Raw genomic sequence first — 17,635 nt, forward strand, 5'->3', positions numbered from 1 at the left:
GGAATAATTTGAACGTCAAACAGCTCCTCCGCAGAGCCAGGAAGCTCTCCCTGAGGAAGAAGGCCGCTGCGGCGGGGCTGGCTGCTCTGTTCTTCACGGTTCTCGCGGGCGCCTACTTCCGCTCCGGATTCATCCTCCTCCCGGCTCTGGTACTGATGCTTGTGGCCGTGCTGGCTGGAGTGGCGAAGATGGACACTGCGTTACGGCAGGCACGTCGAGCAGCAAAAGTGTCCGCTCTGCTACCGGTCCCCGCCCCGCAGCCGGCAGCCGAGGGTGTGGGACCTGCCCATTGGTGGGGAACGAAATCAAACATCCCGCCCGCCAAACTGTCTCAGCGGCTGACGAAGCTCCGCTCCTTCGACGGCCGGGACGTGCTTGCCCGAAGCGTGACATCAGGTCGCTTGGACTGGCAACAGATGGAACATACCCTTGAGCTGTTCCGGATGGGAGGCCAAGCACAGGACTCGATCCTCAACGTGCTCGACTCGACTGCCAAGGGCAGACTCCTGGTTCTGGCAGACACCTGCTACCGGCAAAACATCCGCCAAGACGACATCCTTAACGCCGCCACGATCTATCAGTATGTCTACGGCAAACTGGGTCCGAAACACTTCCAGGGCAAACGCCGGGGTGAGTTCTTCCTTGACGCTCTGGCACAGACGGGACGCGGTGACCAGACCCTGGAACTCGAGGGCCTCTGTGACGCGGAAAACAAGAATCCGAACGATCTCCATCTCTACAGGGCCAACGCAAGAAATCCTTTCCGTGACTCGTCCCGCACGGTAGACGAATGGCTGGCGGAGATCAATGCCATGTATGAGGCCGCTGGCCTCGCACCAATTCGGCTCAAAGACTGCGCTGAACCGGCCTTCCTCCGGCTGTCCGCGGATCCCGTACCGGCTATGACCGAAGGGCCGCTGGTAACGATCGTGATGCCGGTCTTCCGCCCTGACGCATTTACCGATCTCGCGATCGAGTCCGCGCTTGCTCAGAGCTACCGGAATATCGAGGTCATCATCGTCGATGACGGTTCGGGGGACGTTCTTGCGGACCGGCTTGAGAAGTGGGAACTTGCCGACCCGCGCGTAAAAGTGCTACGCAACACGCCAAACTCGGGAGCATACACCTCCCGTAATATCGGATATTCAACGGCCACCGGCGAATTCATTACCATCTTCGATGGAGACGACTGGCAGCACCCCCAAAAAATCGAAATGCTGGTAGCGGTGGCCGTCCGGCAGGAGGACCGCCGGCTGGTTTCGGCACCGTGGTCACGCGTGGGCGAAGACTTGATGTTCCATTACCGAGGCTGGAGGGGAGCCTATGTGACTCCCGCCCACGTCTCAGCGATGTTTCCTGTCAGCATCATCAAGGAGCGATTGGGCTACTGGGACACCGTTCGAAAAGCGGCAGACACCGAGTTCATTCTTAGATACCAGCTCCTGGTGAACGACAAGGAAGTCCTGGAAGTCACCCAAGCACCCCTGACGCTTTCGCTGGTGGGCTCCACCAACCTGTCAATGGACGACTTCCGGATGGGCTACCGCTCACCCGATCGGGTGGCCTACCGGGCCGCCTACGAACACTGGCACCGCCAGATCCGCCACGGCCACCACAGCGGCTACTTGGACTTTCCCCCTGGTCGGCGTGCCTTCCCCGCGCCGGCCAGGTTTCTGCCCGCCCGGCCAGAGCCGGTTGAACTCGACGAGCTCTTCGTCGGCGATTTTGGCGCCCCTAGGGAGAGCGCTCCGGCTATGTGGCGCGACATCGACGAAGCTCGATCGGCGGGACGCCGAGTCGGGATGATGCATGTTCCCAGCATCCTGAACACGATCTCGTTCAACACATCCTTCAGCGAACAAATGCTTGACGAGTTCGCTGCGCAACGGATCACGCGGGTGGAACTGACGGACGATCTCCATTCCCGGATCGTCAACGTCTACGACCCCACAAGCTTCCAGTTCACGCGCGAATTGCGGGGCGGCCACACAGCGGACACTATAATGGTTCGAGCTTCCGAACCTCCCTTCAACCCGCATACTGGAGTTCACACATATGCCGTCACGACCGTCGCCCGCAACCTTGGCACGATCTTTGGCGGAGCTGTTCAGTGGACCTCCGAGGACCCTGACGTGGCTGCCGTCCTGGAGCGGACCATTGGCAACCCGGCTCCGACGGAAGTTCCGGACAGCGAGGTTCCGAAGTTCCTGGCGACTGTCAACCAAGGCTAGGAACGGGCCGCTGGTGGTTCCAGCCCCTGGCACAACGGCCGCGCGAGCCAACCCGATCGACTGGAACCATGTCGATGATTGGGATTCGGACAATCACGTCGCCAAGCTCACTGCAGCGCCCGGGGCATCCATCACTTCACTTCCGGAGCAGGATACACACATCGTCTTTGAGCCGGCACTTCGCGATGGACTGCCACTTAGGATGCTCTTCGAGCCGGCGAACAGCGAGACGCTGGTGATTTCACTGCACGGGGCCATGAACCGTGGTCGGTTCAGGATTCCCCGGTTCGAATGGCGGCGTACGCTTAACCGTCTCGACTCGGCCAGACTTTACCTCTCCGACAGTACGCTCGAGATCAACGGCTCCCTGGAAATCGGCTGGTACATCGGCACGGAAGGCCAGGATCTCATTGCCGACTATGCGGCAGTGGTAAACCAGATTATTGCCGCCGGCGGCTACTCAAGGGTGGTTTGCGTCGGCAGCAGTGCGGGCGGATATGGCGCACTTGCCTTGTCCCGCCGGATCCCCAACTCCGTTGCCGTAGCATTCTCGCCCCAGACAACCATTGGCGGCTATCACTTGGCTCAACGAAAGGCGTTAGCATCCGCCGCCTTTCCCCGGCACAAGACCTATGAGCAGGTCGAGAACGATTTCGGAACCAGAATCAATTTGCGCAAATTGTACCAAGAAGTGCGCCCGGTTAATTTTGTGCATTTTGTTCAAAACACCGGTGACCAGTTTCATTTTGAGGCCCATTATGTGCCGTTCGCCTTGGCGAACGGCGTCAATCCGGACAAGGGCGGCTTCAACCCGCGACGGCGAGTAAATTTTGTGGCTGAGCGCTACGAAAACGAGCATGCACCTCCCGCCCTGGGATACTTCCTCGACCACATCCAGCAGGCGCATTTGAACTTCTACGGCCGAGAGCTTCCTCTCATGCCCCCCGATCCGGTACGTGACGCAGAACTAGGACCACGATGACATTACTGCCTGCCCCTCCCGCGGACGCGGATCTGGACCGCCTGATGTACAGGTACGGCTTCGTGGTGTCTAAGTCCCCGGCTGAAGCTCCTTCGCTGGCCGGCTGGAAGACCGTGCCCGTGGGAGATGTATACCTGACGGTGCATCCGGAGACCCGGTTTGTCACCGCCGTCGCGGATGGGCGGCATCTCGCGCTGGTGGGACAGGCTTTTGACCCGGAAAAAGGAATCTATCTGGAGGGCGATGTCCTGGCAGCTCTCTTGGACGCCGTAGCCAGCGACGAAGATTTTTACGCCGTTCTCGACCGGCTGGCGGGTAGGTTCGCGCTGATTGTCCAGACGGACGGCAGGACCGAAATCTATCAGGACGCCATGGGGTCCAGATCGGTCTTTTACTCCACAGCCGGGGCGCCCATTGCGGCGTCACACGCCGAGATCGTGGCCGATTTGATCGGCGCGCGCTTCGCGGACTTCTTCGTGCCTTTTCTTACCTCGCGAAATTACCAGCAGCGGGATGTGAAGTACCTGCCCGGCGTCGCGACGCCTTACGAGCACGTGGTTCAGCTGACACCGAACACCAAGTTGATCATGCCGCACCAAACGGTCGAACGCTTCTGGCCGCGGGAAAACATCGGAATGCAGACGACAAATGAGGAAGCAGTTGCAGCCTTAGTGGCGCACCTGCACGGTCTTCGCTGGTACTTGGCGATCAACGGACTGCGCCCTGTGCTGGGCTTGACGGCAGGCACGGACAGCAGGGGGGTCTTTGCTGCCACGAAGGACAGCAATCCGGTCATCTTCACCTACGTACGCAGCGAAGCGGCCACCATGACAGGCTCACCGGACGCCCGTATGGCGTCGGAGATCGCTGGAGCCTATGGGCTGGAAGCGCAGGTCTGGCCCATCCACAACCGCCTCACACTCAATCAGACGGACGACGCGCTATCCGAGGCGTTCCGCCGGGCCACCGCCTATTATCGAGGGCCCGGCTCGCCATGGCTCGGGCGCTTGGCGGCGACAGGGGAAAAGGTGCGGGACGGGCTCTTTATCCGCGGCTTCGGCGGGGAGGTGATGCGTGGCTTCTACCAAAGCCAGGACAAGCGCATTACCAAAGTCAACGTCCAGCAACTTTCAAATGCCTATGATGTCAACGCCGGCTCGCGCATCACACGGGGCTTTTTTGAGGACATGATGAGCCGGGTGTCGTTCACAGCGGACTCGCTCAAAGGTTACGACCCGAACGACATTTTCTATTGGGAGCACAGGATGGGAACCTGGGGGAGTGTGTCCATGTCTGAGGCCGATCTGGCTATGCCATCGATGGTGGCGTACAACTCCCGTAATCTCTTCAAGACGTTTATGGCGCTGCCGGAGGCGGTGAGGGCCAGCAGGTCGGCCTTCGAGGTGGCCACCCTCGAGTTGGCCCCAGCCTTGAAGGATATTTCTTCCTAGGCCGGAAATGTCCGTTTCGAGACGCAGCGGCGTCTCGAAACGGACATGACTAACGGTGACTGGGATACCGTCGTAGTCCGCTCAGAGTGAGGCGTAGAGCCGGCCGGTGCTAGTCAGGCTGCCGTCCGTGTTGTACAGGGCAGAAGACCCCATTACCGGGTCACTGATGGACCGCGTCTTCCACGCGAATCGCTCAACGAACGGCAGCTGTCGCATTCCGGCTACGGTTGCCCGCATGAAGTCGTTGGTCTGGGTCCTGCTGTAGCGGCTGGGGCGGGTTGACGTGGCGCTCCAGTCCGCTACCGCATACTCGGTCACCCACACAGGCTTGCCGTACTTTTCATGCAATGCGGTGACCTTGTTCAGGAAGTCCTGAGCGTTGGGCCACGCATAGCAATGCATGGTCACGAAGTCGACGCGGAGTCCACGTTTCTTGGCCTTGGACATAAATTCCTCAAGCCACAGGCTCGAGGGCTTAGCTGTCGCTGGCGACCCCAGCCTCAGACCGGTTGCCTGAAGTTTGGGCCATAGGCTGATCGCTTGGTCCACAGTCATGTTCGCCTGGGACCGGACGTCCGGCTCGTTAAACCCCAGAAGATGCTTGGACTTCGTGAGCGGCAACTGGCTGGTGGCGTACTTGATGGCTCCCTGATCCAGGGATTTTGCGCTCCGGATCATGGGCACAAAGCCTGGCGTGGTGGTCACGGTGTATTTGGAGCCCCAGGAGTAATACCAGCTAAGATTTAGGCTCCTAATCTGCCGGAGTGCCAAAGCATCAGTACCTGCGTGGCTAACGCCCTTCAGCGCTTTGACAGCCGGGAGCACCGTTGGGGACATTGCCATGCCGGGCTGTAGAAGGGCCGCCTGCGCTGGGACGGCGTTGGCCGCGAGGAGTGCGCCGGGAGCCGCCATTGCGGCGAGGGGGATCGTGAGAAACTTACGGCGCTCCATAACGACCTTTCTGAAATAGTTGGCTGACGCTTTTAGTGCGGCGGAGGCTGCGCCGGTGGATCTCCGGATTTGCGTGACGCACAAAGGGTAGGGCGAGAAAAAAATAGCACGGTTGGCTCAGCCTAAAGTGCGATTCGAACGCAGGATTGGCGCAGTTTTTGGCCTGGCCATTATCTATCCGATCCAGCCCCGGGGGTTTTCATCGTTTTGGCTTCGCGGGGGTTTGTTCAAAAGCTCAAATTTGCCGTGGCGAGGAAAGTCTGGTATCAGGGCTCAATTTGTCCCGGTCGTGATGGGCTACGACTTTTGATGCTTATCCGGATGTCAGGAGTATGTCGACACTTCCCCGTGGCCGCGAATACTCTCGGGCAGCGCCGGCTTTGGTAGCATTGCCTGTGGCTCCCTTGCCCCATGGCACCTCACGCTTGTGGTTCCCGCGCCCCCGATGGCACCTCACGCCTGTGGTTCCGCGCCCCCGATGGCACCTCAAGAGATCGCAGGTTCATGAAGTTCAAGATTGTCAATTACCAGGCCCACCGAATCAGCGGTTGGGTGTACGAGCCCGACGCCGATCAGGGAACGACGGTGTTGGACCTCGTGGTCAACGGGGAGACAGTCTCCTCGTTCACTTGCAACATCTTCCGGGACGAACTCTCGGCTGAGGAGTTCAGCACCCGAAACGTTGGCTTCCTTGGCAATTTGCCTCCGCAGTTCTGGACCGGTGATGAGCACGACGTCGCCCTCATCCACCGGGGGACAGGCAATGTCCTCAGGCAAAAAGGGATCAGTACATCTGATTCCAGGATCGCGGGCACGGAGCTCAGCGCCGACTTCATGGTTACTCCGCAGGGCCAAGTGGCCGGATGGGCAAGCGCTGAAAATCGTCCGGCATACGCCAGAGTGACCGTGGACGGAACTGTCATCCACCAAGGGAAATCCGACCGGCGTGTCCTCCCCTGGAAGCGCGACACGGTGCAATTCGACGCCCCCTTCGGCTATATGCACGGCATCCAGATTCCTGCGGATTTCTTCGACGGGCAGGCCCATCGGGTCCAGATACACGCCGGTGGCGAGCCGCACACGCCGGTGCTGGTGTTGGACCAGACGCTGGAGCTCGCGGCAGAGCACAGTGACGCCGCAGCTCGCGAAGCACAGCGGCTGCAGCATGGTGCACCCGGAACTTCCTCCGCGTGGCTCAAGCCCGCACGGGTTCGCTCCGAGATGAGCGTGGCTCGCGTGGCACTGACGGAATGCTATGTCTCGATTGCTTTGTCGGGGGAGTCCCGTTACCGGCGGCTGGTCCTGCGACTGGGTGAGGCGGAAGTGACCCTCACGGCACTGACTGAGCCTTCCGAGAACACCCCCGAGTCCGGTGAGATCCAACGGTATGCCGGTGAAATCCCACTTCAAGGCAGAATCGCTGACTCCATTCCGCTGTACACCCCGGGTGCCGAAGTTGGTGGCACCTACGATCTCCGTCTGGGAGATGTCACGGGCCGCAGGCCCGCGGGGCTTCCCGAGGCAATCATTCAGGACGCAGGCGGGGAGTTCGTGCTCTCAGGGACTGTTCTCGACGGGGGGATGTTCACCGGGTGGGCATTCCACACGGCCGATCTCGATCTCCCCGTAGAGCTCGTCTTGCGTGAAGTAACCGAGGCGGAAGAGACGGAGCTCAACCGGTCCTCGGCTGTCTTGAAGAACAAGGACGCCAAGCTGCAGCATGGCATCCGCCGAGCGGGGTACGCGCTGGCGCTGCCTTCCTCGGTTCTTGGGCTCCGTGCTGCCCATCTACGCCTTGTTGCCGTCCACCCGCAGGGGGAGTGGGTGCTCTGGGAGGACCGCGCCTTCTTGGCAACCGACAGCTTCTTGCTGGCTCAGGCGCTGCAGGCGTCATCCTCAATGTACGCAACTGAGCTTCTTCGCAATGCTAGGCGGGCTGGCCGCCGGGAATTTGTTGAGACTTTTCTGGGGACGTACCAGCAAGCCCGGACGGACATCAGCCTGGAAGCGCTCGAAGCAGCGATTTTCTCCCAAAAGCAGGGCGCCGGCGCTGTGCTGGAGCCCGCGCGAGGGGCGATCTGGTATTGGGTCGAGGAGCTGCGCGTCAATCCCGGCCGGCTCCAGTGGTTCACCGCTAACGCGATCCGCAATCGCACTGGTGGAGCCCGCGATGTCCTCGCTTACGCTGCCTCAAAAGGCCGCTACGACTTTGGCCAGCTTCATGGGGTCCTGGAGTCCTGCCGCGCACAACTTTTCCGGGAGTCCGCTGCCGGGATGTTGCGCGATGATCATTGGAAATCCGGTGTGCTCGCCATGGCCCGGTTCCTCTATGCCGCTCCTCGAGATCAGACGGACCAGCTCGATGCGCTCACGCTGTACTCCATGCTCGAAGAGTGGCGGGGCCTGAAGGACATTGCCGGCGTCGACCGCGCCTTTTATGGTGACCTCCTTCGGTGGCGTGGTGATTTCGCAGAGTCGTGGAGGGTGCTCACAGCAGAAGATTCCGATGTCGAGCATGACTACTCGCAGAACCTCTTGGCGCTCAACGCGCTCAATCCCCGCGTGACTCGGGTGCCCGGTAACGCCGACGCCTGGCTGGCCGGCTTGAACGAGCTGCTCGAAGAGGGCGGGGCCGCCCCGATCTCGATGCAGGACGGCGGCGTTAGCTTTTACAACGTCACCACGGACCTGCCCCCAGCGGCTGAGGACCCGGACGCCCCGCTGGTGACCGTCATCATGCCGATATACGAACCCAGCGCCGCGACCAACACCGCGGTGGATTCACTCTTGCGGCAGACCTGGCGCAAGCTTGAGATCATCATGATCGACGACTGCTCACCCGAGCAGGACGCCGACGGCCGGCCCACTCCGTACCGGCAGCAGCTGCAGGACCTTGCCGCCCGCGACCCCCGCATTCGTCTGGTGCTCAATGACGTGAACCGTGGCTCCTATTCCGTGCGCAATGATGCACTCGACCTGGCCACCGGCGAGCTGATCACTGTGGCGGATAAGGACGACTGGCACCACCCGCAGCAGATCGAGCTGCAGGTTCGCGACTTCTTGGCGGCCCCCGAACGCGTGGCGAATATGACCAATTGGGTGCGCGTGGACGAGCACCTTACTCTGGTGCTGCGCTCCGCCACGGGACGGGTGGTGTACCCATCCATGGCCTCATTGATGTTCCGTCGCGACCCAGTGCTGACGGACCTCGGCTACTGGGACACCGTCCGTAAATCCGGGGACTCAGAGTTCAAGAGCCGGATCGAGAACTACTACGGCACCGCCGTGCAACCGATTACCACAGCGCCCCTGGCGTTCGCTCTCATGGACGGCGCGAACCTGACCCGTGACGACATGGGTGTGGGTTACCTTGCTCCGGAACGCCGGGCCTACCTTCGTGGCTACAAGAGTTGGCATCGCGAGATTCGGGAATCTGGCGAATCACCGTACATGCCGAAGTCGCCAGACGCGCGGCGCTTCGTCGCCCCGGCCGCTTACCTGCCAGGGGCGCGCTCGGAAGGGCCGGCACAGTACGACGTGGTCTTCGCGTCGGAGTTCGGCTTCCTCGCCGGCAACTCCACTTCGCTCTTCAATGAGATCTCGGTCTGTCTGAACGCTGGCCTCCGGGTCGGTGTGATCCCGATCCAGAACGGCCTGATCCCGTCCGCTTCCAGGCGGCAGTTCAGCCGCAAGATCGATGACCTGGTCCTGACGGGCCAGGTGGACCGGCTGTCCCTGGGCACCGCAGCTGAGACTGATCTTCTTATCGTGCGGTGGCCCACCGCGCTGCAGGTGGCGCCGGACGTGCCCGCCAGGCTGAAACCCAAGAAGGCCGTCATCGTCTCCAATCACCCGCCGTTCGAACCGAGCGGGGAGCGGCGCAGCTATGACATCGGCGTTGTCACCCGCAACGTCGAGGCGCTATTCGGCGTCCGGCCGCTCTGGGCTCCGCAGAGTGAGCAGATCGGCGCTATGATCGCGCCGCTCATGCCGGCCTCAGACCTGACAAGCTTCTCCTGGAAGGGCATTATCGAGCTCAAAGAGCAGGCGACCCACAACCGCTACCGGGCGGGCCGGCCCACCATTGGGCGGCATGCGCGCGATGACGCCGCAAAGTGGCCATCTGACCGGCAGGTCTTTAAGCAGGTGTACCCGGCTGACGGCTCCGCGGATGTCTGCATACTTGGCGGCGCCAAGGTGCCTGTGCGGAAGGGCTTCCTCCCGCGGAACCCTGCCTGTTGGGAGATCTTTGTCTTCAACGAGATCAGTGTTGAAGAATACCTGTCCGAGAAGATCGACTTCTTCGTCTACTTCCACAGCGACGGCTGGCTTGAAGCCTTCGGCATGGCAATCCTTGAAGCCATGAGCTACGGGGTGGTGTGTGTCCTGCCACGCCACTTTGAACCAGTGTTCAAAGATGCGGCAGTCTATGCTGAGCCGGACCAGGTCAAGAATGTCATCAACGAGTTGTGGGATTCGCAGCGCTATGCGCAACAGCAGCAGCGCGCAGTCCGTTTTATCGAGCAGGAATGTACTCCGGAGGCCTATCTGAGGCGCTTGTCCGGTCTGGGCGTGGAAGTAGAGCAGAATGAAAGCTAAGAAGACATCGATCAAGCATCTGGACAGCGTCCCGCGCCATGACTGGGAGGGCCCGGCCGGCCTCGACGTCCAGGAGCGCGGCCTCTACACAGAGCGCTTCGAGGGTGAGCAGTTCGATTTCATCTTCGACCCCAAACCTGAGACGGGGCGCCTCATTGTGTTCTTCTCGGGAGATGCCCGACGAAGCACGTTCGAGCCGCCCGTATTCCAGCGCTGGAGCTGGGCTTCCAAGTTCCCTGCCAGCTGCCTTTACTTCTCAGACCCGGCGCTCTACCACCACAGTAATCTCGGGCTCGCCTGGTATGCCGGCAACAGCCAGGGCGACTACCTTGCGCACATAGCCGAGATCGTGGCTTCAGTCGCGAACACTATTGGCGCCGGCGAGGATCAGGTCTTCTCCTATGGGTCCAGCGGCGGAGGGTTCGCTGCGCTGCGCTTCGCGCGTTACTACCAAGGACTCCGGGTGATCGCGGTTAACCCGCAGACGGATTTGTGGAAGTATCCCGTCAAGTGGACAAAACGCATGTCGAAGGTCTGCTACGGCTCAGATGATCTTGGGGGGGTCCCGCAGGACCAGCAGTATAAGTTCTCAGCCCTAGATCCCGATGTGACGGCGGGAGCTCGCAGTATCTTCCTCGCTCAGAATGTGCAGGACACTGACCACTATGAGAACCACTTCACGCCCTTCAGAAATTACTTGGAGTCCTCGGTCCATGCAGAGAAGCTCACGATCTGCGAATTCTCTGATGAATCTGGTCATGCCGGCGCAGAAAACCAAGAGACCTTTGACGAGATACTGATCCACTTGAAGTAGAGGCACCGTCTAATACTTTCACTAGTGATATCGAGGGAATGACAATGTCTGATCGACTAATTGAGAAGGTAGCTGTGGGCTTAAACCTGGCGGACCTAACGGGATCCTCCGACGATGCCTGGAAAGCCGCGCTCAAAAAGACGTCCCACGCGTGGGTTAAGCGGGACATGTCGCAACTCGCAGACATCCAGGTGGCACTCGAGGAGGAGCCAACGACCTACGCAGTTGTGGTCTACCAAAGTCCCGTAGAGCAGTTGGTCGAAGCCCTCCTGAAAGGGGAGGAGCCGGAGCAGGCCATGGCCGAATGGCAGGATTTCGCGGGTTCGCTCCTGGAGTTGCACGAAAGGTTCCCGCACCGGGTGTCACTCGGCCCTCGTCCTTCATCACCTGCCGGCCTTGACAACCTCGTCGATCACGTCGCCCGATCAACAAATCTTCCGCTGAAACTTTCAACCGACACGAAACCCAGTGTGTGGACCTCGGCCCAGGACCGAGATCCAGAAAAATATGGAATGCAGCTGGCCGCACTTCAACTCTTAGATCTCCCTGGAGCGAAAGTGCTGGCAGAGCAACTTGAAGTTACAAGTGTCGGAGCGGTAGAGAAGCCGTCCAACCCTGATCTAATTGCGGAATTTTTGACGTCTCGCAGCAGGTTGCTTCAGGATCGTGCAGAGTATATAAAGTTGCGAGCAAATAATCGTGATCAAAAGAAGGAATTAGACCGCATCAGGAAAGAGAACGCCCTCCTAATTCCTCAGCTTCACCGTACGCAGGAAGAACTTGAGAGCGCGCTTCTCGAAAAACAGTCTCTGATGGCCAAGGTCCATGAAATGCGCAAGGGCCGGGTCTACCGCAAAGCCAAAATCCAACAACTCGAACGTGAGCTAGAAGAGCAATCCGGAAAGCTCGAATGGCTTCGTTCTGTCCGTGATCAGCACCGTAACTCAGCAAGGGAACTGCGGGTCGAACAGAAACAGGCAAACGCCGCTATACGCTCACTAGAAAAGCAAGTTGAGATGCTGAGTGCGGAGTTGAAATCCATCAAAAGCTCCCGGTCTTGGCGGTACACGAGAGTACTTCGCCAGATCGACGGTGCCCCAGACCGCCGAGTTTGAAGAGTTCACGCATTGTTCGACGCTATTGAGCCCGTGCGACTCTGTGCCGCCGGGGGAAACCGCTATGAGCTCATGGACGCCCTGCAGGGGTGACTACCCGGGGGGTCTGCATGCCTCGGCGGTTAAGATCATCGACCTCGAGATCCAAAGGTCGTTGCGCGCCGTGTAGTGCTGGTTTGAGACGAATTTTCCTACGAGTACAGGACTAACGATTTGATGAGTGTTTTCGCAGGTAAAGACGGACTTAAGGCTGCAAACATTGCCCACCGTCAGGGTCACTTCGACCAGGCCGGTGTGCTGTACGCGGAGGCAATGCGCCGGCTCCCAGCCCTCCGCGATGCTGTGGAGTTCAATATGAAACTCATGGCGGCCAGGGGATGGCGGGGTACCGGCCTGGATAGGTTCGAGCAGGCTGTGCACCAGCCTGGCGTCTACTGGCAGCGTCTCGCACTCTTGATGGACGCAGTCAACTTTCGGGCTGAGCACCGCAGCGCGGTCGATCGCAGTGAGACGACCATCGACAAGATTCTCGGGCAGTCTCTACTCAACAGAGAAGTCTCGGGGAACCACAAAGTTTCTGTGATTATGCCGACGTTCAATCGGGTAGAAATAATTGCAGACAGCATTGAATCCGTCCTCAACCAGGATTATCGGAACTTTGAACTGATAATTGTCGATGACGGTAGCACTGATACTACCCGCTCAGTAGTTGAGAGTTTCAACGACGATCGAGTCATCTACGTCTATCAAGACAATTCGGGGGCCGGCGCAGCCCGCAACGTCGGACTGGCTGTTTCGACGGGTGACATAATCGCATATCTGGACACCGACAACCTTTGGAACCCGCGTTATCTGAGCGTTGTGGTCAAGAGTTTTGCGAGCAACGCAGGCCGCTCAGCCATGTACATGGACTTCGTCGATTATCAAGTCCGTTCCGATGACACAATAAAATTACGATCGTATCGCCGACCCGAATTTGATCACGAGTCGCTTCTTCAGAAACCCTATATTGACCTAAACACGTTCGCCCACCGTCGTGAACTATATGAAGTGCTCGGCGGTTTTGATGAGTCGCTGCGACGTCGTCAGGACTACGATCTGGTCTTGAAGTACACGTGGTTGCGGGATCCATTGCACGTGCCTGTAATCGCCGCTCTTTACTTGCGGGATGTAAAGCTAAAGCAAATTACGAGCATGAATAGGGAGGATGCTTTTAGCCCGGCCAGGATTAACCAAACGGTTGAATCCTACTTTAAATCCGGCCTTCCTCTCAGTCCTGAGAAAAAGAAGATTTCTGTGATCGTCTGGGATCGTTGCAGAAATCACTTTTCCAAGCCTTATGCTGTAGCGGAGGCTTTGTCTAAAACCCATGAAGTTGAACTCATTGCCTTTGATTTCTTTGGCGAAGGTGTTTTTGGGCCGCTGAAGCAAGCCACCCCCGCCTTTGTCACTAAATACTTTAAGGGAAGTGACTTTCCGAGTTTTTTCCACGCCATGGAGGCGGCGATGGAAGCAGTGACCGGCGACCTGATGTACGTGGTAAAGCCAAGGCTTCCGAGCTTCGGTCTGGCGATGCTAGTCAACGAGAAGAAAAGCATCCCATTCGTTCTTGAAATCAATGACCTCGAAACCGTTGTTAGTTCGCCGCGAGTAGGTGACATGCACACCGAGCTGGATTTCCAAGATTTCGATGTCTCGGACGATGAGTTACTCAATCCTTATTCCTTGGCATGGTCCCGTCTGCTTGATCCTCTTGCCAAACGCGCACCAGTCCTCATGACCCACAATCGTGGCCTGGATGACCATTACGCTAATTCTTCGATGTATATGCGGAACTTGAAAGACGAGGAAGTATACGATCCTGACCGATTCGATCGCGAGGAGGTACGTCGCGAGCTTGGGTTCACCAAGGACGACCGCGTCATCTTGTTTGGCGGCCTTATTCGTAAACATAAGGGCATATACGAGTTAGTTGAACTTATCGAGCGACTCGCGGACCCTCGGTACAAGTTGCTGTTCATAGGATCGCGTGTCACGCCTGATCAGGAGGCGCTCGTCAGGAGGTTCGGCGATAGGATTGTCAGCCTACCTGCGCAGGACCGCGAAGGAATGGCGAGGGTCAACCTGGCGGCAGATTTAGTCATTCTGTGGCTGAACCCGGCTGTCCCCGCCAGTCACTACCAGTTCCCGTACAAGGCCACCGACGCTTTCGCAATGCGCACACCCGTCATTGCTAATAGCATCTCCGACTTGGGTGATCTGGGCCGCCAGAATTACCTGTCCCTAGTCGATTTTGGCGACTGGGACGGAATGCTCGCGGCGGTAAGGAATGTCTTCGACGATCCCACGGCCACAGGGATCATGACAGAAGCTGCACGCCGACTTTACCTGCGGCAATTCTCGTACGCGGCTGCAAGGGCCAACGTGGAGATCGCCAAGGTCCGACTGGGGGACCATGGGGACGCTCCCTATCCCATATCAGTAGAGTTCGGCGAAGCATATAGGCGAATGCGCACGGAGGTTGAACGGCGCTCAGCTGGATTGGGGCGTTCTGAGAACGAATCCACTCAGGTTGTCACGGTTTACACGGATGCCCTACCGACTCCTGAGCAGGTGCCTCATGGAGACGTCGTTGCATTTGTGCTGGCGGGTTCGGCCGAAGACGGCGCCGCAGCGTCGCGTCTCATCGAGCAGCGCGCAGATTTTCCCGTCTCTACTATCCTCATTGTGGAGGAGGACGGTAGAGCGCCGGCGAAACCGGCGCTGAGCCGACTCCTGTCGCGGTCGACGGCGAAGTACGTACTCGTCACATCGAGTGATGCGCTTCCTAGCCGCGAATGGGTGCGGAAGGCATACGCGTCCGTCACGGATCTGGGGGTGACGCTGGTGCGGGCTCAAACCGGCCTTAATGTCCAGAACCACGAGCGCTGGATGCATGTCTTCGGCGCACGCCGGGCCTACGAACGGTATTTGAACGAAGACACGGTGGGGGGAGACGAGCTACCGGTTGCGCGTGACCTTCTACTGGTGGAGGGCGTCCTTGCTCCTTCTCCGGCCGAAGATGGTCAGGATGATGCCACCGAGGGCGGGGAGATACATGTGGTCGATGTTCGGGACCTGGAAGGATCCGGGGACGCGCGCTTTCATCGTCGAATTAGCGTGATAATGCCCTGCATTAACCGTGAGGCCGGACTTCGTGCCGCAAAACTGCTCCGCTCTCGAGCTGGCGTGGAGGCGGATTTTGTCGTAGTTATCGACTCTCGCCGGGAAGGATTTATTCGGACTCTAAACGTTGCGGCTCGTCGCACGGAGGCCGACTATGTTGTCTATCTGGCCGAGGACGCATTCCCCGGCGAAGACTGGCTAGTAGCCGCTTCCTCCGCCATGAGCGATAGCGGGTCCAAGTTATTGGCATTCAATTGCGGTAAGTGGCACGGGCGAGTTGCCGCCTTCGGAATGGTCGATAGGAGCTGGGCGTACTCATTGTACGGTGACCAGATATTGTTCGAAGGTTACAGGTCGCACCGGGCAGATAACGAGATCACCGTCATTGCGCGAGCGAGGAAAGTTTATATCTATTGCCCCGCCGCCGTGCTTATTGAGAATGATGCTAAAAAAGATTTCCACAGTGCTGAAAACGATGCCGCGAACTTCACGGAAGTCGACAAGAAATTGTTTAAAAAACGATTCAAAGAGGGTTTCGAAGGCCTTGTAGAACAGCATGACCTAGATCCTCTGTACGCTGAGTACTTTGAGCAGAGAAGACTTCGTGACGAAGCGCCCCCGCTGGTTATCGAGTAGGCGCGCATCACGTCCATCCAGACTTATGTTGCCGTAAGCAGAGTTGGAGCCCTGGCACTAGGGCGTTCCAGCACGTGTACAGAGCTTGGCGCATAGACATACGGTCGTTCGGCCTCGCTCCAAGGGCGTCTGCAGTCATTGACGTATTTTGCCATTATTGGCCAGATCGCGAGCCTGATTGTCAACTCGGGGTCGTGGGCTCCGGCGTGCGCGCCGGTTCCTTGCCCGATCGGACAGCTTGGCCACGGTTTACGGAAGCGGTCCCCGACTGGGCCGGTGGCGAACCTATCGGTGGCCCATCTTGTTCACCGAATGGAAATGGCTGTGGAGTCTCAGGACATCGTGGACACTCGGACCGGTTTTGCTCGGGTCATGAGCAAAATGCACCCCGATATCAAGATCCGGCATTTGGTGGCAACATGGCCTGACGACGCTGAGAGGGGTGCGGTTACACAGTTCTGCGAACGTCATAAGGTGTCCCGGGCCTGGTTTTACAAGATCCGGGCGGCGGCTGCCGCCGGGGGGACGATCAAAGCCTTGGAAACTGCCTCGACCAAGCCGGCGACCAGCCCGGTCAAGGTCGATGCCTCTTTGGCGCAGCTGGCTCTCGCGACCCGGGAGTCCCTGAAGAGCCTCGGCTATGACTACGGGCCGTTGAGCTTCGCCGCCAAACTGCGACGCCAGGGGGTCCAACCGCCATCACGTGCCACCTTGGCCCGGATCTTCACCCGGGCCGGAGTCGTGGTCCCGGAACCGAGGAAGAAACCGCGCAGCGCCTACCAAAGGTTCGTCTATCCAGAACCCAACGGCTGCTGGCAGATCGACTCGACGGAGTGGCTGCTGGCCGGCGGAGCCAGGCTGGCCATTTTCCAGCTCATCGACGATCATTCCCGCCTGGCACTGGCATCGCTGGTCGCAGACGCCGAGACATCCGAAGCGGCCATCCGGGTGGTGCGAATAGCTATCGATCGCCACGGAGTGCCCCAAAAGTTCCTATCGGACAACGGGGCGGCGTTCAATCCCACGCGGAGGGGCCGCACCGGGGCCCTGGTGGAATACCTCAAGGCTCTCGGCGTCGTGCCGATCACCGGACAACCCTACAAACCCGCCACCCAGGGCAAGACCGAACGCTTCCACCGGACCCTGCACACCTACCTGAACCGCCATCCCCAGGCCGCGACCGTCGCCGAACTACAGGCCCGTGTCGATGTCTTCGACACGTACTACAACACCGAGCGTGAACACCGGGCGCTGCCGCCGGGCACGACCCCGGCCGAGGCCTGGAACGCCACAGCGACAGCCTTCGACGCACGGGGAACCGAAATCATCAGCCACCCGCGACCGCCCAAAGGAACCGTCTACATCGGCCTCAACGGCACGGGCAAGCAACCGTCCACGAAGTCCTGAGACATGAACCGTCCACGATCAGTTGAGACAAGAAGTGTTAACGATGAGGTGAGACAGCACGTCGAATGGAAGTGGCAGATGCTGACAGTGGCACGGGGGAGCCACATGCGAGTTGCCTCGCCGAAAGCCGTAGCAGGGTCCGCGGCCACTACTTGGACGCTGAGGTGCCGGATGCTGTCTCTGCATCCATAGGTGGCTGGAACTATTAGCCTTGTTTGCACCCGCCTGCCCGCGCTTCGACGCCGAGTACCACGAACTTCCGCAGTCTTGCTGGTGTCACCAAG

General features: G+C 59.3%; 9 protein-coding genes. 8 read left to right on the plus strand and 1 reads right to left on the minus strand.

Going from position 1 to position 17,635, the window contains the following annotated elements; translation table 11 throughout:
- Positions 1–8 precede the first annotated feature (8 nt).
- Genes AC1DNG_RS16025 through AC1DNG_RS16035 form a run of 3 tightly spaced genes read left to right on the plus strand, consistent with a single transcriptional unit; the run spans position 9 to position 4,664 of the window.
- Positions 9–2,231, plus strand: a complete 2,223-nt coding sequence (locus AC1DNG_RS16025) for a glycosyltransferase family 2 protein (RefSeq protein ID WP_476887756.1) — start codon at positions 9–11, stop codon at positions 2,229–2,231.
- A gap of 13 nt (positions 2,232–2,244) precedes the next feature.
- A complete protein-coding gene (locus tag AC1DNG_RS16030; protein ID WP_476887757.1) occupies positions 2,245–3,213 on the plus strand; it encodes an alpha/beta hydrolase family protein in 969 nt (322 codons plus the stop codon).
- On the plus strand, positions 3,210–4,664 hold the full coding sequence (locus AC1DNG_RS16035; protein ID WP_476887758.1) for a hypothetical protein: 1,455 nt from the start codon (positions 3,210–3,212) through the stop codon (positions 4,662–4,664). The genes AC1DNG_RS16030 and AC1DNG_RS16035 overlap by 4 nt, the downstream gene beginning before the upstream one ends.
- An 81-nt stretch (positions 4,665–4,745) precedes the next feature.
- Here AC1DNG_RS16035 and AC1DNG_RS16040 read toward each other — a convergent pair whose 3' ends face one another.
- Positions 4,746–5,489: a glycosyl hydrolase gene (locus AC1DNG_RS16040; RefSeq protein WP_476874374.1), complete on the minus strand. Its 744-nt coding sequence runs from the start codon at positions 5,487–5,489 to the stop codon at positions 4,746–4,748.
- A gap of 630 nt (positions 5,490–6,119) precedes the next feature.
- Here AC1DNG_RS16040 and AC1DNG_RS16045 point away from each other — a divergent pair.
- The 5 genes from AC1DNG_RS16045 to AC1DNG_RS16065 all read left to right on the plus strand — a co-directional run bounded on the left by AC1DNG_RS16045 (position 6,120) and on the right by AC1DNG_RS16065 (position 17,351).
- Positions 6,120–10,214, plus strand: coding sequence for a glycosyltransferase (locus AC1DNG_RS16045; protein WP_476887759.1), 4,095 nt, complete (start codon positions 6,120–6,122; stop codon positions 10,212–10,214).
- Positions 10,204–11,028: a hypothetical protein gene (locus AC1DNG_RS16050; RefSeq protein WP_476887760.1), complete on the plus strand. Its 825-nt coding sequence runs from the start codon at positions 10,204–10,206 to the stop codon at positions 11,026–11,028. The genes AC1DNG_RS16045 and AC1DNG_RS16050 overlap by 11 nt, the downstream gene beginning before the upstream one ends.
- 44 nt (positions 11,029–11,072) lie before the next feature.
- Entirely contained in the window at positions 11,073–12,143 is a 1,071-nt protein-coding gene (locus AC1DNG_RS16055) for a hypothetical protein (protein WP_476887761.1), read from the plus strand.
- A gap of 216 nt (positions 12,144–12,359) precedes the next feature.
- A complete protein-coding gene (locus tag AC1DNG_RS16060; protein WP_476887762.1) occupies positions 12,360–15,944 on the plus strand; it encodes a glycosyltransferase in 3,585 nt (1,194 codons plus the stop codon).
- Between the two features lie 372 nt (positions 15,945–16,316).
- On the plus strand, positions 16,317–17,351 hold the full coding sequence (locus AC1DNG_RS16065) for a DDE-type integrase/transposase/recombinase (protein ID WP_476887763.1): 1,035 nt from the start codon (positions 16,317–16,319) through the stop codon (positions 17,349–17,351).
- Positions 17,352–17,635 lie beyond the last annotated feature (284 nt).

It is taken from the genome of Arthrobacter sp. 01T425 (assembly GCF_056398725.1).